Source organism: Acetobacter fabarum, assembly GCF_022483405.1.
GTDB lineage: Bacteria > Pseudomonadota > Alphaproteobacteria > Acetobacterales > Acetobacteraceae > Acetobacter > Acetobacter fabarum.
This window is the reverse complement of the sequence record NZ_JAKVNI010000001.1, coordinates 2,326,449-2,349,424: the sequence shown is the minus strand read 5'-3', so window position 1 is coordinate 2,349,424 and position 22,976 is coordinate 2,326,449. Positions and strand designations below refer to the sequence as shown.

Genomic DNA, 22,976 nt, shown 5'->3' with positions numbered 1-22,976 from the left:
GGTGTCTGTTCCCCTATGAAGAAGCTTCCGTTTCTGGGTGTGGTTCTGATGCTGGCAGGGGTTGTGCCCTATGTCTTATGCACATGCGCCATAGTGTTTTACGATTCCCGCATTCCCGTGCCCAACCTGCTTATGGCCGAACTGTTTTACGGGGCCATCTCCCTTTCCTTTATTGGTGCAGTGCACTGGGGGCAGGCGCTGGAGATGGAACGCACCATTATTGTGGCATCTGCCGCACGCACGGACCATGTGCGTCTGCTGGTGGGTGTTGTGCCCGCCCTGCTGGGCTGGGTTGCAGCCTGCACGGGGTTTATGTGGCAACCATTGGCCGGGATTGCCGTGTTGATAGTTGCATTCGCGCTTGTTGCCGTGGCTGAGCGCGCGGCATGGCGGCGCGGCTGGGTGCCGCCGGGTTATATGGGTGTGCGCTGGATTGTAACGGCGGTTACGGAGTGTTGTCTGCTTATGGTGCTGCTGGTTCGTTTTTTGTGAATGGCAGACGCTGGACCGGTGCGCTAAAAGTTACGCCGGGTATGTTATAACACGCAGGTATCGCATTAAGGCGCGCATATCAGTCAGGAAGTGGAAAGCAGGGCTTATGAACGGCAAACCGCGCATTCTGGTAAAAGGTGCTGGTGTGGCGGGGCTGACCGCCGCCGTAACACTCGCGGAGCGTGGCGGGGTTGTAACCCTGTATGACTGCGCGGAGCGGGTCGGGGCTGGTGCATCGTGGATGGCGGGCGGCATGCTGGCCCCATGGTGCGAGGCGGAATCGGCCCCGGCGGAAGTTACTGCCCAGTCGGTCGATTCGGTGGACTGGTGGGCAACCCATGTTCCCGGTGTTGTGCGGCAGGGCAGTCTGGTTCTGGCCCCCGCGCGTGATGTGGGGGAACTGGCCCGCTTCGGGCGACGTACCTCGCACTACGAAACCGTGGGTGAGGCCGATATTGCACGGCTGGAGCCGGACCTTGCCGGGCGTTTTCAAAAAGGCCTGTTTTTTGCGGATGAAGGGCATGTGGACCCACGCAAGGCTCTGCCTGCACTGGCCCATGCGCTGGAGCAGATGGGAGGGCAGGTTCTGGTGGCTCCCGAGCCAGCCCCGGATGAGGCCGGGTTTGACTGGGTGGTGGACTGCACGGGTCTGAGGGTAAGGGATCAGCTCGACCACCTGCGCGGTGTTCGTGGCGAAATGCTGCTGCTCCATTGCCCGGATGTTATTCTGCACCGGCCCGTACGCATGTTGCACCCGCGTATTCCGGTTTACATCGTGCCGCGTGATAACCATGTGTTCATGGTCGGTGCGACCATGGTGGAAAGTGAGAATGCAGGCGGCATGACCGTACGCTCCATGATGGAGCTGCTCAATTCCGCATGGACCCTGCACCCCGGCTTTGCCGAAGCGGAAATTCTGGAAATGGGAACAGGCCTGCGCCCATCCTACCCCGATAACATGCCCCGTGTGGTGCGGCAGGGACAGCATATTTATGTTAATGGCATGTACCGTCATGGTTTTCTGCTCTCCCCCGCTCGGGCACGGGAGGCCGCAGATCTGGTTTTTGGGTCCTAAACCCCAAGGAGTAATGCCCGATGAAAATAACCGTCAATGACGAGGCACAGGACGTGTCCGCCACAACCCTGGCAGGGCTGATTGATGAGCTGGGATACGCCGGTGCGCGGATTGCCACCGCGCTGAATGGGCAGTTTGTGCCAAAAACCGAGCGCGAGCGTGCAGCACTCGCAGCCGGTGCGCGGGTGGAAATTGTCGCCCCCATGCAGGGGGGATAAAAAGCATGACGGCATTATTTTACGGGCAGGCACTCTCCTCCGCCCTTATGCTGGGCACAGCGCAGTACCCATCCCCTGAAATCCTGCGCGATGCCGTTCTGGCCGCGCGTCCGGGGGTGTTGACCGTATCCCTGCGCCGTGAGTCCGCGGGGGAGCGGGCCGGGCAGGCGTTCTGGTCTTTGGTGCATGAGCTGGGTGTGCCCGTTCTGCCCAATACGGCGGGGTGCCACACGGTCAAGGAGGCCGTAACAACCGCGCATATGGCGCGCGAGGTGTTTGGCACGGACTGGATCAAGCTTGAGGTGATCGGTGAGGCCGATACACTCCAGCCCGACGTGTTCGGGCTGGTGGAGGCCGCACGGATTTTGAACGAGGAAGGGTTTAAGGTTTTCCCCTACACCACGGAAGACCTTGTGGTGGCCGAGCGTCTGCTAGCCGCAGGGTGTGAGGTGCTTATGCCGTGGGGGGCGCCCATAGGCTCGGGCAAGGGGCTGAACAACCTGTTTGGCCTGCGGGCCATGCGGGCACATTTTCCCTCCGTGCCGCTGGTGGTGGATGCAGGTATTGGTGTGCCCTCCCACGCCGCTCAGGCGTTGGAACTGGGGTATGATGCCGTGCTGATCAACACCGCCGTAGCCAAGGCGGGGGACCCCGTGCGCATGGCGCAGGCTTTTGGGCTGGCTGTGCAGGCCGGTATGCTGGCACGTATGGCCGACCCGATGGAAGCGCGCGATATGGCTGCCCCATCCACCCCCGTTGCAGGAAAGGCATTTTTGGGATGAGCGCACTACCACAGAAGTTCTACCCGGTTGTGGATCACGCCCAGTGGGTCAAGCGCCTTGGCGCTGCGGGTGCGCGTTTTATTCAGCTACGGCTCAAGGACCTGCCGGAGGAGGAACTGCGCGCACAGGTGCGTCTGGCGCGCACATATGCGGCAGAGCATGACGTTTGTCTGGTGCTGAACGACTTTTGGCAACTCGCGCTGGAGGAGGGGATTTCCTACATCCATCTGGGGCAGGAAGATCTGGATACGGCAGACATGCCGGCTATTCGCAAAGCGGGGCTGCGCGTGGGCATAAGCACGCATTGCCCGGAGGAACTGGAGCGTGCTCTGGGCCTGACCCCCGATTATGTGGCGCTGGGGCCGATATGGGAAACCCGGCTCAAAAAAATGGCGTTTGGCCCGCAAGGTGTGGATAAACTGCGTGAGTGGAAGCAGCGTATCGGCACCATGCCATTGGTTGCCATTGGCGGCATAACGCTTGAGCGTGCGCCGTTGTGCCTTGCCGCCGGGGCGGATTGCGTTTCGGCCGTATCCGCCTTTACCCAGCACGCGGACCCGGAAGGGCAGGTCCGGGCATGGCTGGAGGCCACCACAGGCGTGTGATGCCAGCGGTGGTGCACCGCTTGCCCGCGCGGTGGGTGCGCCTTAACCGCCGCTAAAAATGCGGGAGGCATCCGCCTTGCCAAAAAGGGTCAGCAGCACACGGGCCGAGGCCCGGAGCCGGTAGGTGCCGGTTGGTCTGGCCCCTGTGTCGGGCAGAATACGCTGGGCTTCGGCGTGGGCGGTGTCGAGCAGCAGGTCAACCAGAATTTCCGGGGCCATGCGGTATTCGGGTAGGCCCGACTGCCTGCGGCCGGTCGCTTCCCCCCCGCCACGTAGGCGAAAGTCCTCATCCGCGATCAAGAAGCCATCTTCCGTCTCGCGCAGGCAGGCCAGCCTGCGGCGGGCTGTCTGCCCCAGCCCGGCATCATGCAGCATCAGGCAGTAAGAGGCCTTGGCCCCCCGGCCCACGCGCCCGCGCAACTGGTGGAGCTGGGCAAGGCCAAAGCGTTCAGCATGCTCAATGACCATGATGGTTGCACTGGGCACATCCACCCCGACTTCGATTACGGTTGTGGCGACCAGAATACGGGTGCGGCCATTGGCAAAATCCTGCAAGGCCTGTTCGCGTGTGTTTGTGTCCTGCCGCCCGTGGGCGATGCCCACCAGATCACCAAACCGGTCGATCAGAGCGGCCTGCCGGGCTTCGGCTGCCGCAATGTCGAGCGCTTCGCTCTCGGACACAAGCGGGCAGACCCAGAATATCTGCGCCCCGGCATCAAGGGCGCGGCTAATGCCGTCAAGCACATCGTCCATGGTGTTCAGGCTGTGCAGGGAGGTGCGGATAGGCTTGCGGCCAGATGGTTTGCCCTCCAGACGGCTGACCTGCATATCCCCAAACTGGGTGAGCAGCAGGGTGCGCGGTATGGGGGTTGCGGTCATGACCAGCATATCCGCCTTGTGGCCTTTTTCTACCAGTGTCAGGCGCTGGTCCACGCCAAAGCGGTGCTGCTCATCCACTACGGCCAGCCCGAGGTCTGCAAATTTTACGCTCTCCTGCACCAGTGCATGGGTGCCGACCACCAGCTTGGCAGTGCCATCCGCCATATCTGCCAGAGCCTGCTTGCGGGCCTTGCCTTTGACCGAACTGCATAAAAACGCAACCGGCACGGGGGACAGGCGCGTAAAAGTTGCAGCATGCTGGCGGGCCAGAATTTCGGTCGGGGCCATAATGGCGGCCTGTGCGCCAGCCTCCACAGCCCGGAGCATGGCCAGCAGGGCAACCAGTGTTTTGCCGGCCCCCACATCACCTTGCAGGAGCCTGCTCATGCGGTGGGGGGCGGCCATATCGGCCTCTATCTGGCGCAGCACATGCGCCTGCCCGTGTGTGAGCGGGTGCCCGAAGGCGGCAAGAGCCTGTTGTTGCAGGTGCCCATTACCCTGCATGCTACGGCCTGGGCGGCTGCGGGTGGCCTGCTGGGCAATGCGCATGGCAAGCTGGTCGGCCAGCAGTTCGTCACAGGCCAGACGGGTCTGTGCGCGGGAGCGTTCTGCCTGCCAGTTGGTGCCTGTGTGGCTGTCGGGAATACTGTCTGGCCTGTGCATCCATGTGAGTGCAGTGACAAAATCGGGCCAGTTTTTTTGTGCGATCAGGGCTGGGGCATGCCATTCGGGCAGGTCCGGGGGGAGCAGGGCCAGCGCTGTGGTCATGGCTTGGCGGACCTGCCCGGCAAACAGGCCCGCAGTCAGCGGCCAGACCGGGTCCAGCAGGGGAATGCGCTCAATCTGGCGGGCGGGAAGCAGGTAGTCGGGTGAGGTCATGCACAGCCGCTCACCAAACCGTTCGATTTTGCCCGATACGGCAATCTCCGCTCCGGTGGTGGCCTGTTTGGCCTGCCATGGGGAGAAAAAAGCAATTTCCAGCAGCCCGGTCCCGTCCGAGAGCGTGGCCCGCCACGGCTGGCGGGTGCGCGGGGCAGGGGCGCGCAGGTCCTGCACCGTGCCGCAAACTGTTGCAATTGTGTCAGCCCTGAGTTGTGCCACAGATGGGCGCAGCCGCCTGTCCGTTACACTTTCGGGCAGGCAGAACAGCAGGTCCGTGACCCTGGACCCACCGGCAATTCTGGCCAAAAGCCGCGAGCGGGCGACATTAACGCCGCTCAGGCTATCGAGCGGGGCAGTCAGGGCCTGCAGGGCAGGCACGTTTGCCCATTGCGGAACCGAAGCGGATGTGAAGGATGGGGGGCTGGACACGGACGGTATACAGGCCTCTGTTTGCAGGCTGACAGACAGGAACAGCCCCGGTATAGGACAGCAACGCCATGCAACACAATTTTACAACGTCTTCGCACACGCTTCCCTCCAATGCATCTGCCGGGGAGGAAGAACCTCTGGCGGCCCGCCGTCGGCGGCTCAAGTTCCGTGCCAACCATCGCGGCACGTTTGAGACCGATATCCTGATCGGTGGCTTTGTGGAGGATACAGCGGATAGCCTGAACGCCGCAGAACTGGCGGATATGGAATCCATACTCGAAATGCCCGACCCCGACCTGACCGACTGGCTGTTTGGCCGTCTGCCCTTGCCGGAGGAAAAAGCAACCCCCATGTTGCGGCGCATGGTTGAGGCATGCCGCGCAAGGTGCGGAAAATAAAATTTTCTTTCCGTAAGGGAAGAGCAGGCAGAACAAGAGAAATAGGGCCTATGACAGCAGACACAGGTGCAGCACCAGACCGTCGGATTGCCACTATTTGGGGCGTGCCGGAGGGGTACGATGCCCTTTTGCTTGCCCGGCGCGCGCGTGAGCATAAGGGGCCTTTGCTGCACATAGCCCGCAACGATGCCTCCATGGCGCGGCTGGCCGAAACGCTGGCTTTTGTTGCGGCCGATGTGGACGTGCTGCGTTTTCCCGCATGGGACTGCCTGCCATACGACCGGGTTTCGCCCAACCCGACAATCGTGGCCGAACGGGTGGCCACACTGACCCGCCTGCTCGAACCCTCGGGGGGGAAGCCGCGCCTTGTGCTGACCACGGTTAACGGCGCAATCCAGCGCGTGGCTCCGCGCAAGACCTTTAAGGGGCAGTCCCTCACTATCCGCACGGGGGAAAGCCTTGACCAGTCCCTGCTGATCGAACTGCTGATCGCCAATGGCTACACCCGCACCGATACGGTGATGGAGGCAGGGGAATTTGCAACACGCGGCGGTATTTTTGACCTGTACCCCGCAGGTGCGCCCGAGCCTGTACGCCTTGATCTGTTTGGGGATGAGGTGGAGAACATCCGCGCCTTTGACCCCGGCACCCAGCGCTCGACCGATAAGCGGGACGGGTTGGTGCTCTGCCCGGTATCCGAATTTTCGCTCGATGCGGCCAGTATTTCCCTGTTCCGCACCGGCTGGCGGGATGCGTTTGGCCCCGCCGCGGCGTCCGACCCCCTGTACGAACATATTTCCGACGGACGGCGTTACCCCGGAATCGAACATTGGCTGCCTCTGTTCCATGAGCAGATGGAAACCCTGTTCGATTACCTGCCCGGCGCTGCACTCTCACTCGACTATCAGGTGGAAGACGTTCTGGCCGCCCGGCTGGATATGATTGCCGACCATTATCAGGCCCGCAAAATGCCTGTGCGGGAGGGGGAAACACCTTACCGCCCGTTACCACCACACCTGCTGTACATGGACCTTAAAGGGTGGGAAGCCTCCATTGCCCGCCTGCCTGCCGTGGCATTCAGCCCCTATGCGCAGCCCGATGGCGCGGCGGGCATGGATGTGGGTGGCAGACCGGGCAAGATGTTCTCCAAGATTGTGCCGGGTGCGCAGCGCGAGCAGGTGTTTACCCTGCTGGGCGAGCAGGTGCGGGAATGGGCGCAGGTTAAACGCCGGACCTATGTGGCCGCATGGAGCAAAGGCTCGCGCGAGCGGATTGGCGTGCTGCTGCGCGAACACGGTGTGGCAACAGATACGTTTGAGACATGGGAGCAGGCGAGCAAGGCCAAGGCTGGTCCCGTAGGGCTGCTGACCCTTGGGTTGGAACGTGGTTTTGTGGCCGAGGATGTGGCGTTTGTGTCCGAGCAGGATCTGCTGGGCGAGCGCATAGGCCGCCCACCACGCCGCCGCCGCCGCGCGGATGAACTGATTGCCGAGGCCAGTGAACTGTCTGCGGGGGATCTGATTGTTCATCAGGACTACGGCATAGGCCGGTATGACGGGCTGGAAACAGTGAGCGTAGGCGTGGCCCCGCATGACTGCCTGCGTCTGTTGTACGATGGTGGGGAAAAGCTCTACCTGCCGGTAGAAAATATTGAACTGCTCAGCCGTTTTGGCTCGGATCAGGCCGGGGTATCGCTCGACCGTCTGGGCGGGGTCGCTTGGCAGAACCGTAAATCGCAAATGAAAAGCCGCATCCGCGATATGGCGGGTGAGCTTATTCGCACCGCAGCGGCCCGCGCGCTTAAGGAGGCGCCTGAACTGCTCCCGCCCGAAGGAATGTGGGACGAGTTCTGTGCCCGCTTCCCCTTTGTGGAAACAGAGGACCAGTCCCGCGCCATTACAGATGTGCTGGAGGATATGTCCTCCGGCCGGCCCATGGACCGGCTGGTGTGTGGGGATGTGGGCTTTGGCAAAACCGAGGTTGCCCTGCGGGCTGCGTTTGTTGCCGCCATGTCCGGCGGGCAGGTGGCCGTGGTTGTGCCCACCACCCTGCTGGCCCGCCAGCACTACCGTACCTTTGCCGCGCGCTTTGAGGGATTCCCCATCAAGGTGGCCCAGCTTTCACGCATGGTAACAGGCAAGGAAGCCACGGAGGTCCGCAAAGGGCTGGCCGATGGTAGCGTGAATGTGGTGATCGGCACCCATGCCCTGCTGGCCAAGACAATCAAGTTCGCAGCCCTTGAACTGCTGATTATTGATGAAGAGCAGCATTTTGGCGTCTCGCATAAGGAAAAGCTGAAGGCCCTGCGCGAGGATGTGCATGTGCTCACCCTTTCCGCCACACCTTTGCCCCGCACACTCCAGCTCTCGCTCTCCGGTGTGCGGGAGATGAGCCTTATTGCAACGCCGCCTACGGACCGCCTTGCCGTGCGGACCTTCATTATGCCGTTTGACAGCGTGGTAATCCGCGAGGCCATACAGCGTGAGCGTTTCCGCGGCGGGCAGATTTTTTGCGTAGCCCCCAGAATTGAAGACCTGGACCAGTTGGCCGAACGCCTGAGCAGCATTGTGCCCGATGCCCGGCTGGTACAGGCCCACGGCCGCCTGTCTCCCACGGAGCTGGAACGGGTGATGACCGAGTTCTCCGATGGGCAATACGACATCCTGCTCTCCACCAATATTGTGGAAAGCGGGCTGGATATGCCTGCGGTTAACACGTTGATCATCCACCGGGCCGATATGTTCGGCCTTGGCCAGCTTTACCAGCTCCGTGGGCGTGTGGGGCGTGGCAAGCAGCGTGGCTACGCGTACCTCACATGGCCGCAGACACACACATTGTCCGCTTCGGCGGAAAAGCGGCTCGAGGTCATGCAGACGCTCGACACACTGGGCGCTGGCTTTACGCTGGCCTCGCACGATCTGGACCTGCGTGGTGCGGGCAACCTGCTGGGGGACCAGCAGTCCGGCCATGTGCGTGAGGTGGGCATTGAGTTGTACCAGCAGATGCTGGAAGACGCCGTAGCCGACCTGCGTAGCGACAAGGGGCGGAGTACGGAAAACGACCGGGACTGGACCCCCAATATTGTTATGGGGCTGCCCGTTCTTATCCCCGATGCATATGTGCCTGACCTGCCAGTGCGTCTGGGACTTTACCGTAGAATCAGTGCTCTGGCGTCTGATGCTGAGCTGGAGGCTATGGAGGCGGAACTGGTGGACCGTTTTGGTACGGTTCCCGAGGAAGTTAAAAACCTGCTCGATATTGTTGATCTTAAAAGACTTTGCAGGCAGGCGGGTGTGGAGCGGGTGGAGGCAGGCCCCAAGGGTATGGTGCTCCAGTTCCGCAACAACAGCTTTGCCAACCCCGGTGGCCTTGTGCAGTGGATGGGCCGCTGGAAAGATGGGGTGGTCCGCCTGCGGCCAGACCATAAAATGGCTGTTGTGCGGGAATTGACCAACGTGCAGCGGATTGACCTAGCCCGTAAGGTGCTGCGTGAACTTGCCAATCTGTGTGAGCGTGAAATGGCCTGACGGAACACCCCACCAGTTGAGTGCCCAGTGCCCTCCGCACGGAATAGCCCATGCGGAGGATGTGGTTATTTGATGGGGAGGGGAAAACCGTTAACTGTAAGAACGCCACCTTCCCATGTGGTGTCCCACGTATTCTGCTCGCCCGCGCGGTGGCTGACCAGCCTGCCCAGCACAAGGCCTGCGGCCAGTTTCATCTGATGTGCAGCGCGGGCTTTTTCTATCAGTTCCTCCAGATTGGAAATTTCCAGATGTCCGGAGGCGGATGTGGCTGCAACATCCCCTGTTAGCGTGGCTTGACCATGCCCCTGTAGCTTGACCGTGCCTTCGGATGCTTCAAAGCTGCTTATGGTGGCATGCACGGCGGGGGCTGCGGTACTCCGCCCGCCTATGGCGCTCATAAGTGCCGGCAGTTCCGATGTGGGGAGCGCAAACGCCGCATGGGCCTCAGTAGGCAGCAGTTGCTGGTTAAGCACGTTGTGGAAGGATAACCCGCTCATGCTCAGGGTTGCTGCACTGGTCCGCGGGGTGGCGGCACCCTGAATCTGGTAGTGCGCCATTGTGGCGTTGACGTGTGCTGCACCCTGTTCAACCGTGGCGTTGTTCCATGTCAGGTCATAATGCCCGCCGGACTGGAGGCTGCTGGTCACCAGTCTGCCCTGTTCCATAAGCCACTGGGTGCAGGCTGCATTGTGGTGCCCGGTCATGGCGGAAACCAGCAGCAGGGATGCTGCCTGCGCCAGATCCTGCGTGGCCTCCGGGCTGGATGCCTGACCGGTAAAGACCAGTTTTTTAACATGCAGGCTGGTTGTGCCACTGGGGGCGCGTACGCTCAGGTCATGGTAAATCAGGCCTTTGGGTGTGTCTTCCTCCGCGCTGGCGCTTACGGTTGCGCATGCGGTGGGAGGGGCGGCTAGGGCGGTTTCTGCGGTGGCGATGGTGCAAAGACTCACGACCCCGAGAAGATGGAGGGAAAAAGGAGAGTTCTGCTTCATTTCATCATGAAGGTGCCGTAAGTAAAAATTGCAGGCAACAAGATTATCATGGAAGAGCCCCAACCGTGCGCTTTTTGAAAATTGACCCCTTTTTGCTGGGGCTGCTGGCCTCTGTTCTGCTGGCAACGCTTGTGCCGTGCCATGGGGCCGCGGTGCCGGTTTTTCACTGGCTGTCTGTCGGGCTGATTGCGCTCATGTTTTTTTTGCAGGGTGCGCGCCTGTCACGCAAGGCCGTGCTGGATGGTATGGTGGCATGGAAGCTGCACCTGCTTATCCTGAGCTGCACGTTTATCCTGTTTCCGCTTTTGGGGCTGGCGGCACATGCCCTGTTCCCCGGTCTGTTGCAGCCGGATATATGGATGGGTGTGCTGTTCCTGTGCTGCCTGCCGTCCACGGTACAGTCCTCCATTGCGTTTACCTCCATTGCCGGGGGTAACGTGCCTGCCGCCGTGTGTGCGGCCACGGCGTCCAACGTGTTTGGTATTTTTATTACCCCCGTGCTGGTGGGGCTGGTGCTGAGCCAGCACGGTCAGGCCACAGGTAACCCGCTGGATATTGTTTACCAGCTGCTGCTCCCGTTTGTTCTGGGGCAGGTGTTGCAGCCATGGCTTGGGGCATGGGCGCACCGGAACAAGAAAATACTGTCTTTTTCCGACCGGGGTTCGGTTCTGGTCGTTGTTTACGCGGCTTTTAGTGATGCGGTCATGCAAGGGCTATGGCACCGCCTGCCCATGGCCGAGCTGGGTATGATTGCCATTGCGGATTCAGTTCTGCTGTTCAGCGTGTTGGGCCTGACCATTTTTGGTGGCCGCCTGATTGGCCTGCCCCTGAAGGACGAAATTGCCGTGGTGTTCTGCGGCTCCAAAAAAACGTTGGCATCTGGTGTGCCCATGGCCAACGTTCTGTTCCCGCCTGCCTCCGTGGGGGTTATTGTTCTGCCGCTCATGCTGTATCACCAGATTCAGCTTTTTGTCTGTGCCGTGCTGGCCCGCAGGTTTGCCCGGCTCAGTCAGGAGCACGATCATGCATCCACAACGCCAGCGTAGCAGTCTGGCGAGGGCGCATTTGTTGATATTATGCAAGAGGAGAGCAAGGTTGTGGCGGGTCTGGATCCTGAAGACTGGGAAGAACTGAAAGCTCAGGGGCACCAGATGCTGGATGATATGCTGGAAAATATCCGCCATGTCTCGCAAGGCCCCGTCTGGCAACCTATGCCTGCTTCTGTGCGCGAGGGGTTCAGGGATGCCCCGCTCCCTGCCAGTGGGCAGGAACTGGGGGCACTGTACCAGCAGTTCACACAAACCGTGCAGCCCTATGCCGTGGGCAACCGGCACCCACGCTTTATGGGCTGGGTGCATGGGGGTGGCACCGCACAGGGTATGCTGGCGGATATGCTGGCCGCAGGGCTAAACGCTAATCTGGGCGGGCGTGACCATGCACCTGTAGAAGTCGAGCGGATGGTTATCCGCTGGGCCGCGGAAATGTTCGGTTTTTCTCCCCAAGCCACAGGGCTGCTGGTAACCGGTTCCTCCATGGCCAACTTTATTGCCATCCTGACCGCCACCCGCAATGTGAGCGGAGGGCAGGACCTGCGGCAGCAGGGGGTTGGTGGCCGCAGGCTGGTGGGTTATGCGGGCGAGAGCGCACATGGTTGCGTAGCCCGTGCGTTTGACATGGCAGGACTGGGCGAGCAGGCCTTGCGCCGTGTGCCAATGGACAGCGCATTCCGCATGGATATGGCAGCCCTTGAGCGCATGATTGCGCAGGACAGGGCCGCCGGGTTTGAGCCGTTTCTGGTCGTTGGTACGGCAGGGACGGTGGATACGGGCAGCATTGACCCGCTGAATGCACTGGCCGATCTGGCTGCGCGGGAGGGGCTCTGGTTCCATGTGGATGGGGCTTTTGGTGCGCTGGCCAAGCTTGCACCTGACCTGGCCCCTTTGCTTGCCGGTCTGGAACGGGCCGATAGTCTGGCCTTTGATTTTCATAAATGGGCACAGGTTCCATACGATGCAGGCTGCGTGCTGGTGCGCGAGCCGGGCAGGCAGGCGGCGGCTTTTGCGCAATCCCTCGCATATCTCTCACGCGAGGATAGGGGGCTTGCTGCAGGTGCCCCATGGTTTTGTGATCTGGGGCCGGATCTCTCACGCGGGTTTCGGGCACTCAAGGTCTGGTTTGCGCTGGCAGGGTTTGGCACCCAAAAGCTGGGGCAGGTAGTAACCCAGTCCTGTGCACTGGCGCAGGAACTGGCACGGCAGGTGCAGGCCACGGCCCAGTTGCAACTGCTGGCACCTGTAACACTGAATGTTGTGTGTTTCCGTGTGGCGGCACCTGATGTGGAGGACCTTGACCGTTTGAATGGGGAACTGGTCAAGGACCTGCAACTGAGCGGCGTAGTCGCGCCATCCACCACCCGGATCGGGGGTGTGCTGGCTATTCGTGTGGCACTGGTTAACCACCGCACGACCAAGGCAGACATCGCTATTCTGCTTGACGCCGTACATTCCTTTACGGAAGTGCGTCTGGCGCATGTGAAGATGATGAAAGAACTGGCGGGTGCGCCGCAGGCTTAAGCCCGCTTGCGCATCCGTTTTTCATCAAACAGGGCGGAAAGGGACTGGAGCATGGTTCCGCCCAGTTCCTCCGCATCGGTAATGGTAACGGCCCGCTGGTAATAGCGGGTTACGTCATGGCCAATACCTATGGCGCTCAGTTCCACCGGGCTGCGGTTTTCAATCATGCCGATCACCTCGCGCAGGTGGTCCTCCAGATAGGAGGCTGGGTTGACGGACAGTGTGCTGTCATCCACCGGAGCGCCGTCCGAGATCACCATAAGAATCTTGCGGGCCTCGGGCCGGCTTTTAATACGTCGCCATGCCCAGAGCAGGGCCTCGCCGTCTATGTTTTCCTTCAGCAGCCCTTCACGTAGCATCAGGCCCAGATTGGTGCGTGCGCGCCGCCACGGTGTGTCCGCACCCTTGTAAACAATGTGGCGCAGGTCGTTCAGGCGGCCGGGGTTTTCGGGCTTGTTGTTCTGTACCCAGAGTTCGCGGCTTTGCCCGCCTTTCCATGCACGGGTGGTAAAGCCCAGAATTTCCACTTTTACACCGCAGCGTTCAAGCGTGCGTGCCAGAATATCCCCGCAGGATGCGGCAACGGAAATGGGGCGACCGCGCATGGAGCCGGAATTGTCGATCAGCAGCGTGACCACTGTATCGCGGAACTCCGTATCTTTTTCCTGCTTGTAGGAGAGGGACAGGCGCGGATTGACCACAATGCGCGACAGCCTGCCTGCATCCAGCATGCCCTCTTCCAGATCAAACGACCAGGAGCGGGTCTGTTGCGCCATAAGACGGCGCTGGAGCCGGTTGGCCAGACGGGAGACAACCCCGTGCAGCGTGGCTAATTGCAGGTCAAGCTGGTGCCGCAGGCGGGAGAGTTCCTCGGGGTCGCACAGGTTTTCGGCCAGAATTTCTTCATCAAAACTGGTTGTGTAGGCGTGGTAGCCTTTGGCGGTCTGGCCCGGTTCTATCTCTTTACGGTTGCCCGGTCCTGCGGCATCCCCCGTGCCTTCGGCAGAGCCGGATTCCTGCTCTACCTCTGGGGTATTGTCGGCTGCATCCGCACTACCCGCCATAAGCTGGGGTTCGGACACCGCATCGGACATATCCGGTGCCGCGCCGGAGGTTTCGTCCTCCTGCTCGGGGGGGGGCTGTTCGCTCTCATCCTCGTTGGTGTCTGGCGCATTGCCCGAATTTTCGTCCTCTTCCTCCTGATCAGAGAGGGAGTCGTCATCGGTTAACGCGCAGGCGGCGAGCAGTTTGCGGGCCGCGCGGGAGTAAGCTTTCTGGCTATCCTGGTCAGCGGCCAGCGTATCCAGTGCGGCCAGTGCGTCTTCCGGCAGGCTCTGCTTCCACTGCTCCATAATGGCACGGGCTGATTCGGGCAGGGGTTCGCCTGTCAGCTTTTCACGTGCCAGAAGTTCCAGCCCTACAACGGGGGAAAGCTGGGCGGCATCGGTCATATGGTCCAGACCAGCGGCGCGGATTTCCTGCTCCAGCCTGTGGCGCAGGTTGGCGGCAACGCCTTTCATGTGGCGGGCCCCTACGGCTTCCACACGGGCCTGCTCCAGTGCGTCATACACTTCGCGGGCAATGGTGTCTGCCGGGCGGCGGGCGGCGTGCAGGTCAAAATCGTGGTGTTTCAGCCGCAGGGCCTGTGCGTCTGCCGCACCACGCAGGCGCTGTGCTTCTTCCTCATTCAGGTTGAGGGAGGGGGAGGAGAGGCGAATTTTCTCCCCCAGACTGATCGGAGCCATGGGCATGTTGCCGCTATGGAAGGAGACATTGGTCTCCTTCCGCCCGCCAAGGGCGCGTAGCGTTGCCTCGGTTGCCTGTTTAAAGGCATCGGCCCGCTTTTCCGCCTCCTCGCGGGAGAGGCGGATGGACGGGTTGCCCGTGTTGTTTGCCTGATCAGCCATAACGCCCCCTGTCTATGTAGATTATTTCTGTCAGGCAGGGCGCTTGGGCAGGGGGCTGCTGTTAAAACAACGCTGGTAATATTCCGCCACCATGCCGCGCTCGGCCTCGTCACACTTGTTGAGGAATGTTACGCGGAAGGCAAAGGCCAGATCCTTGAAAATAAGGTCATTTTCTGCCCACGCGATAACCGAACGGGGGGACATGACAGTGGACAGATCCCCCGCCATGAACCCTGCGCGTGTCAGCCCGGCCAGAGCCACCATATTGCCAATTTTTTCACGCTCGGCCTTGTCGTCCGCCGCAATGCCCAGACGGGAGCAGACAATGCCGACTTCCTGCGCATGGGGCAGGTAGTTGAGCGAGGTCACGATGTTCCAGCGGTCCATCTGCCCCTGATTGATCTGCTGGGTGCCATGGTACAGGCCAGTAGTATCGCCCAGCCCCACAGTGTTGGCCGTGGCAAACAGGCGGAACCACGGGTTGGGGGTAATGACGCGGTTCTGGTCAAGCAGGGTCAGCTTGCCTTCGACTTCCAGAATACGCTGGATAACGAACATGACATCCGGACGCCCGGCATCGTATTCATCAAACACCAGTGCGCAGGGGCGTTGCAGGCACCATGGCAGCAGCCCTTCCTGGAACTCGGTGACCTGCTGGCCATCCTTGACCACAATGGCATCCTTGCCCACCAGATCTATGCGCGAAACGTGGCTGTCCAGATTGATGCGGATGCACGGCCAGTTCAGGCGGGCTGCAATCTGCTCCACATGGGACGATTTGCCCGTACCATGGAAGCCCTGCACCATAACGCGGCGGTTAAAGGCAAAGCCTGCCAGAATGGCCAGCGTTGTATCGTGGTCAAACAGGTAGGCCGTATCAATCGGGGGGACATGCTCGGCACGCAGGGAGAAGGCGGGAACCTTCAGGTCGGAATCGATCCCGAATACCTCACGGACGCTGACTTCCGTATCCGGTACGGAAACCGCCGAAATGGGCGGAAGATCAAGAACTGCTGTCTGGGGGCTGGAATCCGTCATGATTATCCGTCTGATCGTAAGGGGTTCAAAACAAAACCGGCGGGCATACCGGAGCAGGATACATGATCAGCCTGCTTTTTCGAGTTCTTCCGTCTGCAAATGTGCCTTCACAATAGTAAAGGCAACGTTGATCTTTTTCAGACGTTCCTCAGCCGCAAGGTCTCCCTGATTGGTATCAGGGTGATGTTTGCGGGCAAGGGCGCGGTAATGCGTTTTGGCATTTGCCAGCGTAACCGGCCAGTCCAGTCCCAGAACGGCGAGTGGTTCGCGCAGATGGGCAGGAATCCGTGGCTCGGCCTGTGCGCGGGCCCGGTCGGCGCGGGCGCGGCGGTTCTGGCCCAGTATGTCCAGCGGGTCCAGAATATCTTCTTCGTTCGGCATGGTGCGTTTGCTCTGGCCCGGACCCTGGCCAAACGTCCATGTTGGCCGGTCCCAGCTTATATCGGCCCGCAGATGTGCTTCTATCTGGCCGGGAGACATGCCTTTGTAATAGTCCCATCGTGCATTGTATTCACGCACATGCTCCAGACAGAACCAATAATACTGGTTCAGGCTATCGCGGGAGCGGGGCGCGCGGTATCCTGCCGGGCTTGTGCAGTCCGGCATGTCGCAGCAGCGCTGCGGCGCGTTGGGATCAGGATCAAACGCGCGGGGACGGGTGTTCCTTCGCTTCATCATTCATCGTTATTTGCGTTGCAAATGCTTTGGTCGCAAGAGGTGAGTTGCCATATGACCAGTCTTTCAGGCCCAACATCATCCTCCATATCGGGTGCCACGCGCGCCGTACGGGTACGCAAAGTGCTGGAAACAGCGCTTTTTCCGACCAGATTGGACATACAGGACGAAAGCCACCGCCATGCCCACCATGTGGAGCAGACGCGCGGCCCCAATGCCGGTGCGACGGAAACGCACTTCCGCCTTTATATTGTCTCACCTGTGTTTGAAGGCATGAGTCGCGTTGCACGCTCACGCAAGGTGCATGACCTGCTGGCCCCCGAACTGGCCGATGGCCTGCACGCACTGGCGCTAACCCTGCGCACCCCGGCGGAAGAAGAGGCAACTGTATGAGCAAGGGGGGTTTCAGCCGTCGTTCCCTGTTTGCCCTTGCGCCACTTGTGCTTGCCGCCTGTGCAACGCAGCAGGTGGGGGGAGGGCCACAAAACGCCACGGTCAACCGGGTGGAGGCATATTTCCGCACGGTTAACCTGCAGGATGCGCCGTTTACGCAGATATGGCCCAATGGTGCCAGTGGCAGCGGGCTGATCACCTACCGCCCCGGTTATCTGGACATGCGCTTTACCACCCCGCATGAGATGGAACTCAAGGCATCCGAGCGTTCAGCCGTGTTTACGGATGCCGCCAATGGGTCGGTCACTCATATCGGGCTGGGCCATAGTGCGTTGGGAATGTTGTTGAGCAACCCGGTGCGCCTGTCTGGCCCGGTTATGGTTTCCGACGTTCAGCAGCAGCGCGGCCTTGTCCAGATTTCGCTGACCAGAGCGGATAATCCCTCGCAGGGGTTGATCACGCTCCGGTTCAGGGACGAACAGGGCGCTTTAAGCCTGTATGACGTGCGCATTCTGGACGCACAGCGCAAGCTTACGCAAATTCGACTGGACTAGGTGCCAGATCAACAGGTGTCAGGGCAGATGGCGTGCTGCCAAATACGGTGTGCCACGCCGCTGCCAGAGCAAGGTCCAGCTCCTGCATGCTGGCTTTGATGCCCAGTTTTTCAAAACTGGTCACGCCGTATTCCCGAATCCCGCAAGGTACAATGCCCTCAAAGTCAGGCAGGGCAGGGGTCAGATTAATGGCTACGCCATGCCAGCTTACCCAGCGGGAGACGCGTACACCTATGGCTGCAATTTTTTCTTCTATCCCTGTCTGCGGGTTGGTAACCCACACGCCCACCCGGCCTTCCCGCACTTCTCCACGCAGGCCAAAACTGGCGAGTGCGGTAATAATCCACGCTTCCAGCGCCTGCACATAGGCCCGCAGGTCGCGCGCGGGGGTGTTGCCATGGGCGCGTTGCAGGTCAAGCATGACATAGGCCGTGCGCTGGCCCGGCCCGTGGTAGGTCCACTGTCCGCCCCGGCCTGCATGGTAGGTGGGGTATCCCGCAGGGTTGAACAGGTCCTCCGCCTTGGCAGATGTGCCGGCTGTGTACAGGGGGGGGTGTTCAAGCAGCCATACGCGCTCGGCGGCCTCTCCCGCCCTTATGTCTTTGGCAATCTGTTCCATTCTGCTCAGGGCCGCAGGGTAAGGCACCAGTTTTTTGCTTATTTCCCATAAAATTTGTTCTTTGGTCATTGCCGCCTGCTTATGGTTCGGTTATAGGGCTTCCTAACACACGGTATCGCCTTTTTTGATACCGTTTGTCACGTGCGGTCGTGGCGGAATGGTAGACGCGCAAGCTTGAGGTGCTTGTGGGGGAAACCTCGTGGAAGTTCGAGTCTTCTCGACCGCACCATTTTTCTTTCATGACAAAATGTTATGTTATGGACGGCAAAAGGCTAACGCCTTGAGCCGTTTTTTTTTCGTTTACACGCGTTTTTTCTGCAAATTGGGCGGAAGTTGTCATATTCACGCCGTTCTTTTGCGGTCTGTTGCGGTGTAGAAGCATGGTTGTGATTATGTAAAAAAGACTATGCAATCGGCCACGGATACAAGGCACAATGTCAGCTAGCACTGTCGGCCGCCTTGATCTTTTTCCGGCGCAGGCGGGTATTGGGGTGGATGCCTCCATGCTTTGGCCAGGTCAGGTCGGATGGTCTCAGGTTTAACTTGATTTAAAGGTGTTATATTCGTGTCCAATCCCAAGCCTTTACGTAAAGCAGTCCTGCCAGTTGCGGGGCTGGGAACGCGCTTTTTGCCTGCCACCAAGGCCATGCCAAAAGAAATGCTGCCGGTCGTGGACAAACCCCTTATCCAGTACGCAATTGATGAAGCACGCGCCGCAGGCATTGAGGAATTCTGCCTGATTACCGGCCGCGGCAAAGATTCCCTGATCGACTATTTCGATATTGCCTATGAGCTGGAAAGCACGCTCAAGGAACGCAACAAGGTTGATTGTCTGGAGGCGCTGGAACCCAGCAGCATTCAGGCCGGCTCGCTTATTGCCGTGCGCCAGCAGGAGCCGCTGGGGCTTGGGCATGCCATCTGGTGTGCACGCTCCTTTATTGGCAACGATCCGTTTGCCATCCTGTTGCCCGACGACATGGTGATGTCGCAGAAAGGCTGCCTGAAGCAGTTGGCTGAAGCTTATTACGAAACCGGGGGCAACGTGGTTGCCGTGTCCGAGGTGCCGCGTGAGCATACCAACCGCTACGGTATTCTGGACATTGGCAAGGATGATGGCCGCCTTGTGGAAGTTAAGGGGCTGGTTGAAAAACCCAAACCCGAAGATGCGCCGTCCAACCTGTCCATTATCGGGCGTTATATCCTGACCCCTGATGTCATGCCGCATCTGGCCAAGCTGGAAAAAGGCGCCGGTGGTGAAGTGCAGCTGACAGACGCCATGGCCAAAACCATTGGCCATGTGCCGTTCAATGGCCTGCGGTATGAAGGCGTGCGTTACGATTGCGGTAACAAGCTCGGCTTTCTGGAAGCCCAGATCGCCTTTGCACTCGAACGCCCTGAACTGGCCGAAGGCGTGCGCGAATTCCTCAAGAAGTATGAGGGGCAGAACTAATGTCTTTTGCGCATGACTTTGAAGCAACAAGCCTGCGGGAATACGATATCCGCGGCATTGTTGGCAAAACACTGAGCGCTGAAGATGCGTTTGCCATCGGCCGCACATTTGGCAGCCTTGTCCGCCGTAATGGCGGCAAAACGCTGGTGGTCGGGTATGATGGCCGCCTGTCTTCCCCCATGCTGGAAGAAGCCCTTGTAAAAGGGGCTCTGGAGTGTGGTCTGGATGTAACCCGCGTTGGGCGTGGGCCTACCCCCATGCTGTATTATGCATCAGCCACGCTTAATGCGGATGGTGCCATTATGGTGACGGGTAGCCACAACCCGCCCAACTATAATGGCTTTAAAATGATGCTGGCGGGCAAGCCGTTCTTTGGTGCCCAGATCCGTGAACTCGGGGATCTGTCGGCCAAGGGGAATGTGGTCGCAGCAGAACAGGGCACCGTACGCACGATTGATGTGCGTGATGACTACGTCAAACGCCTTGTAAAGGATTATGACGGCGGTACGCGTAAGCTCAAAATTGTCTGGGACAACGGCAATAGCTCCGCAGGCGAAGTGCTGGAAAAAATGGTCGCGGCCCTGCCGGGCGAGCATATTGTGCTCAATGCCGCCATTGATGGCACATTCCCTGCCCACCACCCGGACCCCACGGTTGCCAAAAACCTTGAGCAGCTTATTGCCGCGGTAAAGGACAACCACGCCGATCTGGGCATTGCCTTTGATGGGGATGCAGACCGAATCGGGCTGGTGGACAATAAGGGCGAGATTTTGTGGGGCGACCAGATTCTGGTCCTGCTGGCGCGGGATGTGCTCAAAAGCCATTCCGGGGCAACCATTATTGCCGACGTCAAAGCCAGTCAGGTGCTGTTTGATGAGGTCGCACGCGCTGGCGGCAAGCCGCTCATGTGGCGTACGGGGCATTCGCTCATTAAGTCCAAAATGGCGGAAACCGGCTCCCCGCTGGCGGGCGAAATGTCCGGGCATATCTTCTTTGCCGATAAATGGTACGGGTTTGATGATGCACTTTACGCCGGTGTGCGTGTGCTTGGCATTGTAGCGCGGTCCTCAGAATCGCTTGCCGCATTCCGTGAGGCCCTGCCTGCAACGCTTTCCACGCCGGAAGTCCGCTTTGACTGTGATGACCACCGCAAGTTCAAGGTGATTGAGGAAGTTGCCGAACGCCTGCGTAAAGCTGGCGCTGACGTGTCCGAAATTGATGGCGTGCGTGTTAACACAACCGATGGCTGGTGGCTGCTGCGTGCATCCAACACACAGGCGGTGCTGGTTGCCCGTGCAGAAGGGCGCGACAGCGCAGGACTGGAACGGCTGAAGGATGCTCTGGTGGAGCAGCTTGAGCACTCCGGCCTCTCCAAGCCTGACTTTTCAGGTAACAACGCGGGGCACTAACCTCCGTTTTTTCAACTTGCCTGCTGCATACGGCCCGCTTAAAGCGGGCCGTATGTTTTTTAAGGGCAGGGTGCTGTTTCTGCTGCGCCGGGGTGCTCTTTTGCATTTAAAGCCGTAGAGGTTTCTGATATAAAGTGTACCTATGTTGTCCTCTTTAACGGACCCCGCCGGAAGGCGGATTTCCTACCTCCGTCTTTCTGTAACCGACAGATGCGACATGCGGTGTGTGTACTGCATGTCCGAACAGATGTCGTTTTTGCCACGGGCGGATGTTCTGGATTTTGAGGAACTTCTGCGTCTGAGCCGGGTCTTTGTAATCCACGGCGTGCGCAGGCTGCGCATTACGGGGGGGGAGCCTCTTGTGCGGCGCGACATCGGGCTTTTCTTCAAAGAACTTGGGACATGGTTGCGCCATCCTGAACAGGCAGGGCGGCTGGATGAGCTGACACTAACCACCAATGGCAGCCAGTTGGCGCATTACGCTCCCATTCTGGCGCAGGCTGGGGTCCGGCGTGTGAATGTCAGTCTGGATTCTCTGGACGAGCAGCGTTTTGCCAGGCTGACCCGCCGTGGCAGGCTGGCCGCAACGCTGGAAGGTATCCGCGCTGCCCGTGCGGAAGGGCTGGCCGTGCGTATTAACACCGTGGCCATGGCGGGTGTGAATGATGATGAGTTTGATGCCCTGCTCGCCTGGTGCGGAGAAATCGGGGCCGACCTCTGCCTGATAGAAACCATGCCGATGGGGGAAACAGGGGAAGACCGTGCCGCGCAGTACCTCTCGCTCGACGCGGTACGGCGGAGCCTGTCTCAACGCTGGACGTTAGAACCTCTGGCCTACCAGACCGGAGGGCCCGCGCGTTACGTGCGGGTGGCGCAAACCGGGCAGCGTCTGGGCTTTATTACGCCCATGAGCCACAATTTTTGCGCGACCTGCAACCGCGTCCGCCTTTCCTGCACCGGGCAGCTTTATACCTGTCTTGGGCAGGAGGAGGGGGTGGACCTGCGCCACCTCATGCGCGAGGGGGCAACAGATGCCGCACTGGAAGTGGCCATACAGCAGGCCATAGCCCGCAAACCCGTAGGGCATGATTTTCTGCTGGATGGGCAGACAGGTGCTGTATCCGGCCCGCAAAGGCATATGAGCGTAACCGGGGGCTAACCTAGGCCCGGCTGGGTTGTGGGGGCGAGATTAAGCGGGTGGTTCCTGCGGGTTCAGGGCATCATGCAAGGAGTGCTGGAACTGGCCGGGCTGTAAGGGTACAGGTTGGGTTGGAGCTGGTGCCCAGCCGGATAAAACAGCCATATGCAGGGGCATGGCAAAGCTGTCTGCCCCCGTTTTTTCCAGCTCGGCGGCGGCAGCAGCAAACATCATGCGTGGTGGTATGGTGCGTGTACGCTGGGTCAGGGCATTTGTCTCACCCGCAGCACGCAGGTCGGCCATAAGCGCGCTGAGCGAGCGGTAGCGCAGGTCCAGACATTCGGTATCAATAACAGGAAGGGCAAACCCGGCCCGCTGCATAAGCTGCGCACAGCTCTGCTGCGTGGGAAAGGGCGATACACGGGGCGATACGCCATCGCACACCGCCAGTTCGGCGGCTTCCAGCGCCGTGCGCAGGGGGCGCAATGTGGGGAGTATGGGCATGCTGGCCAGAAAAAGCCCATCGGGCCGCAGAACATGCCGGATCTGGGTAAAAACACCGGGCAGGTCGTTCACCCAGTGTAGGGACAGATTGGCAATGACCAGATCAAAGCTATGCGGGGCAAACGGCAGCCATTCCTCATCCGCACAAACACGCATTCCTCCGGAGCGGGTGACGAGTCTGGGGGAGAGGTCCATGCTGGTAGTGGCAATGCCCCGCGCGGCAAGGCGCGGGCTAATGGCACCACGCCCGCCTATATCCAGTGCCGCGGAAAAACTGCGCACCATATCGTCCAGTCGGTCGAGCAGCAGGTCGGCGGTAATGTCCAGCACGGGCATAATGCCATCCAGCCTGCGTGCCGCACGGTCCCTGTGCTGCCTGACGGCTTTGCGGTCAAAAATAACAGGTGTATCCATAAAGGCAGATGTGCGCGTATCCA

General features: G+C 60.1%; 21 protein-coding genes and 1 tRNA gene. 15 read left to right on the top strand and 7 right to left on the bottom strand.

The window, feature by feature from the left end; all coding sequences use genetic code 11:
• The first annotated feature begins 15 nt into the window (after positions 1–15).
• The 5 genes from LKE65_RS10985 (at position 16) to LKE65_RS10965 (ending at position 3,172) form a co-directional block, all read left to right on the top strand.
• Entirely contained in the window at positions 16–492 is a 477-nt protein-coding gene (locus LKE65_RS10985) for a DUF3429 domain-containing protein (protein ID WP_278741358.1), read from the top strand.
• Positions 493–598: 106 nt separating this feature from the next.
• Positions 599–1,567, top strand: coding sequence for a glycine oxidase ThiO (thiO, locus tag LKE65_RS10980; RefSeq protein ID WP_086645873.1), 969 nt, complete (start codon positions 599–601; stop codon positions 1,565–1,567).
• A 20-nt stretch (positions 1,568–1,587) separates the two neighbouring features.
• Positions 1,588–1,785: a sulfur carrier protein ThiS gene (gene thiS / locus LKE65_RS10975; protein WP_086645874.1), complete on the top strand. Its 198-nt coding sequence runs from the start codon at positions 1,588–1,590 to the stop codon at positions 1,783–1,785.
• Positions 1,786–1,790: 5 nt separating this feature from the next.
• Positions 1,791–2,567, top strand: a complete 777-nt coding sequence (locus LKE65_RS10970) for a thiazole synthase (protein ID WP_165924968.1) — start codon at positions 1,791–1,793, stop codon at positions 2,565–2,567.
• Positions 2,564–3,172: a thiamine phosphate synthase gene (locus tag LKE65_RS10965; protein ID WP_278741355.1), complete on the top strand. Its 609-nt coding sequence runs from the start codon at positions 2,564–2,566 to the stop codon at positions 3,170–3,172. The genes LKE65_RS10970 and LKE65_RS10965 overlap by 4 nt, the downstream gene beginning before the upstream one ends.
• A gap of 42 nt (positions 3,173–3,214) precedes the next feature.
• Here the strand turns inward: LKE65_RS10965 and recG are convergent, their stop codons facing one another.
• Positions 3,215–5,362 carry an ATP-dependent DNA helicase RecG gene (gene recG, locus LKE65_RS10960; RefSeq protein ID WP_278741354.1) on the bottom strand — a complete coding sequence of 716 codons (2,148 nt, stop codon included), beginning with the start codon at positions 5,360–5,362 and terminating at the stop codon, positions 3,215–3,217.
• A gap of 68 nt (positions 5,363–5,430) precedes the next feature.
• Here recG and LKE65_RS10955 point away from each other — a divergent pair, with 68 nt between their 5' ends.
• Both LKE65_RS10955 and mfd read left to right on the top strand, forming a co-directional pair.
• Positions 5,431–5,760, top strand: coding sequence for an FAD assembly factor SdhE (locus LKE65_RS10955; protein WP_278741353.1), 330 nt, complete (start codon positions 5,431–5,433; stop codon positions 5,758–5,760).
• 50 nt (positions 5,761–5,810) lie between these two features.
• Positions 5,811–9,287: a transcription-repair coupling factor gene (gene mfd / locus LKE65_RS10950; RefSeq protein ID WP_278741351.1), complete on the top strand. Its 3,477-nt coding sequence runs from the start codon at positions 5,811–5,813 to the stop codon at positions 9,285–9,287.
• A 65-nt stretch (positions 9,288–9,352) separates the two neighbouring features.
• On the opposite strand, the gene LKE65_RS10945 is transcribed toward mfd, so the two are convergent.
• Positions 9,353–10,279, bottom strand: a complete 927-nt coding sequence (locus LKE65_RS10945) for a hypothetical protein (RefSeq protein ID WP_278741350.1) — start codon at positions 10,277–10,279, stop codon at positions 9,353–9,355.
• A 65-nt stretch (positions 10,280–10,344) separates the two neighbouring features.
• Between LKE65_RS10945 and LKE65_RS10940 the strand changes: the two genes are divergently transcribed.
• Together LKE65_RS10940 and LKE65_RS10935 are read left to right on the top strand one after the other, a co-directional pair.
• A complete protein-coding gene (locus LKE65_RS10940; RefSeq protein ID WP_278741349.1) occupies positions 10,345–11,325 on the top strand; it encodes a bile acid:sodium symporter family protein in 981 nt (326 codons plus the stop codon).
• A gap of 51 nt (positions 11,326–11,376) precedes the next feature.
• Complete coding sequence (locus LKE65_RS10935; protein ID WP_278741348.1) at positions 11,377–12,852, top strand: pyridoxal phosphate-dependent decarboxylase family protein; 1,476 nt, start codon at positions 11,377–11,379, stop codon at positions 12,850–12,852.
• Here LKE65_RS10935 and cobT read toward each other — a convergent pair.
• From cobT to LKE65_RS10920, 3 genes are all read right to left on the bottom strand, one after another.
• Positions 12,849–14,759 carry a cobaltochelatase subunit CobT gene (cobT, locus tag LKE65_RS10930; RefSeq protein WP_086645882.1) on the bottom strand — a complete coding sequence of 637 codons (1,911 nt, stop codon included), beginning with the start codon at positions 14,757–14,759 and terminating at the stop codon, positions 12,849–12,851. The genes LKE65_RS10935 and cobT overlap by 4 nt on opposite strands.
• A gap of 30 nt (positions 14,760–14,789) precedes the next feature.
• Positions 14,790–15,797 (bottom strand): AAA family ATPase, encoded by a 1,008-nt coding sequence (locus tag LKE65_RS10925; RefSeq protein WP_278741347.1) that lies wholly within the window; start codon positions 15,795–15,797, stop codon positions 14,790–14,792.
• Between the two features lie 66 nt (positions 15,798–15,863).
• Positions 15,864–16,475 (bottom strand): J domain-containing protein, encoded by a 612-nt coding sequence (locus LKE65_RS10920; RefSeq protein ID WP_086645884.1) that lies wholly within the window; start codon positions 16,473–16,475, stop codon positions 15,864–15,866.
• Between the two features lie 51 nt (positions 16,476–16,526).
• On the opposite strand from LKE65_RS10920, the gene LKE65_RS10915 reads away from it, so the two are divergent.
• Together LKE65_RS10915 and LKE65_RS10910 are read left to right on the top strand one after the other, a co-directional pair.
• A complete protein-coding gene (locus tag LKE65_RS10915; protein WP_086645885.1) occupies positions 16,527–16,865 on the top strand; it encodes a BolA family protein in 339 nt (112 codons plus the stop codon).
• Positions 16,862–17,419, top strand: coding sequence for a LolA family protein (locus LKE65_RS10910; protein ID WP_278741346.1), 558 nt, complete (start codon positions 16,862–16,864; stop codon positions 17,417–17,419). The genes LKE65_RS10915 and LKE65_RS10910 overlap by 4 nt, the downstream gene beginning before the upstream one ends.
• Here the strand turns inward: LKE65_RS10910 and lipB are convergent.
• On the bottom strand, positions 17,397–18,107 hold the full coding sequence (gene lipB / locus LKE65_RS10905) for a lipoyl(octanoyl) transferase LipB (RefSeq protein ID WP_278741345.1): 711 nt from the start codon (positions 18,105–18,107) through the stop codon (positions 17,397–17,399). The genes LKE65_RS10910 and lipB overlap by 23 nt on opposite strands.
• Positions 18,108–18,181: 74 nt before the next feature.
• Here lipB and LKE65_RS10900 point away from each other — a divergent pair.
• The 4 genes from LKE65_RS10900 (at position 18,182) to moaA (ending at position 22,056) form a co-directional block, all read left to right on the top strand.
• Positions 18,182–18,267: transfer RNA gene (locus LKE65_RS10900), tRNA-Leu, on the top strand.
• A gap of 336 nt (positions 18,268–18,603) precedes the next feature.
• Positions 18,604–19,488, top strand: coding sequence for a UTP--glucose-1-phosphate uridylyltransferase GalU (gene galU / locus LKE65_RS10895; protein ID WP_086645888.1), 885 nt, complete (start codon positions 18,604–18,606; stop codon positions 19,486–19,488).
• Positions 19,488–20,897, top strand: a complete 1,410-nt coding sequence (pgmG, locus tag LKE65_RS10890) for a phosphoglucomutase/phosphomannomutase PgmG (RefSeq protein WP_278741344.1) — start codon at positions 19,488–19,490, stop codon at positions 20,895–20,897. The genes galU and pgmG overlap by 1 nt, the downstream gene beginning before the upstream one ends.
• A gap of 142 nt (positions 20,898–21,039) precedes the next feature.
• Positions 21,040–22,056, top strand: coding sequence for a GTP 3',8-cyclase MoaA (gene moaA / locus LKE65_RS10885; RefSeq protein ID WP_278741343.1), 1,017 nt, complete (start codon positions 21,040–21,042; stop codon positions 22,054–22,056).
• Between the two features lie 30 nt (positions 22,057–22,086).
• Here the strand turns inward: moaA and LKE65_RS10880 are convergent, their stop codons facing one another.
• The gene (locus tag LKE65_RS10880) at positions 22,087–22,953 is read right to left on the bottom strand and encodes a methyltransferase domain-containing protein (protein WP_278741852.1); all 867 of its coding nucleotides are present in this window, start codon (positions 22,951–22,953) and stop codon (positions 22,087–22,089) included.
• Positions 22,954–22,976: the final 23 nt, after the last annotated feature.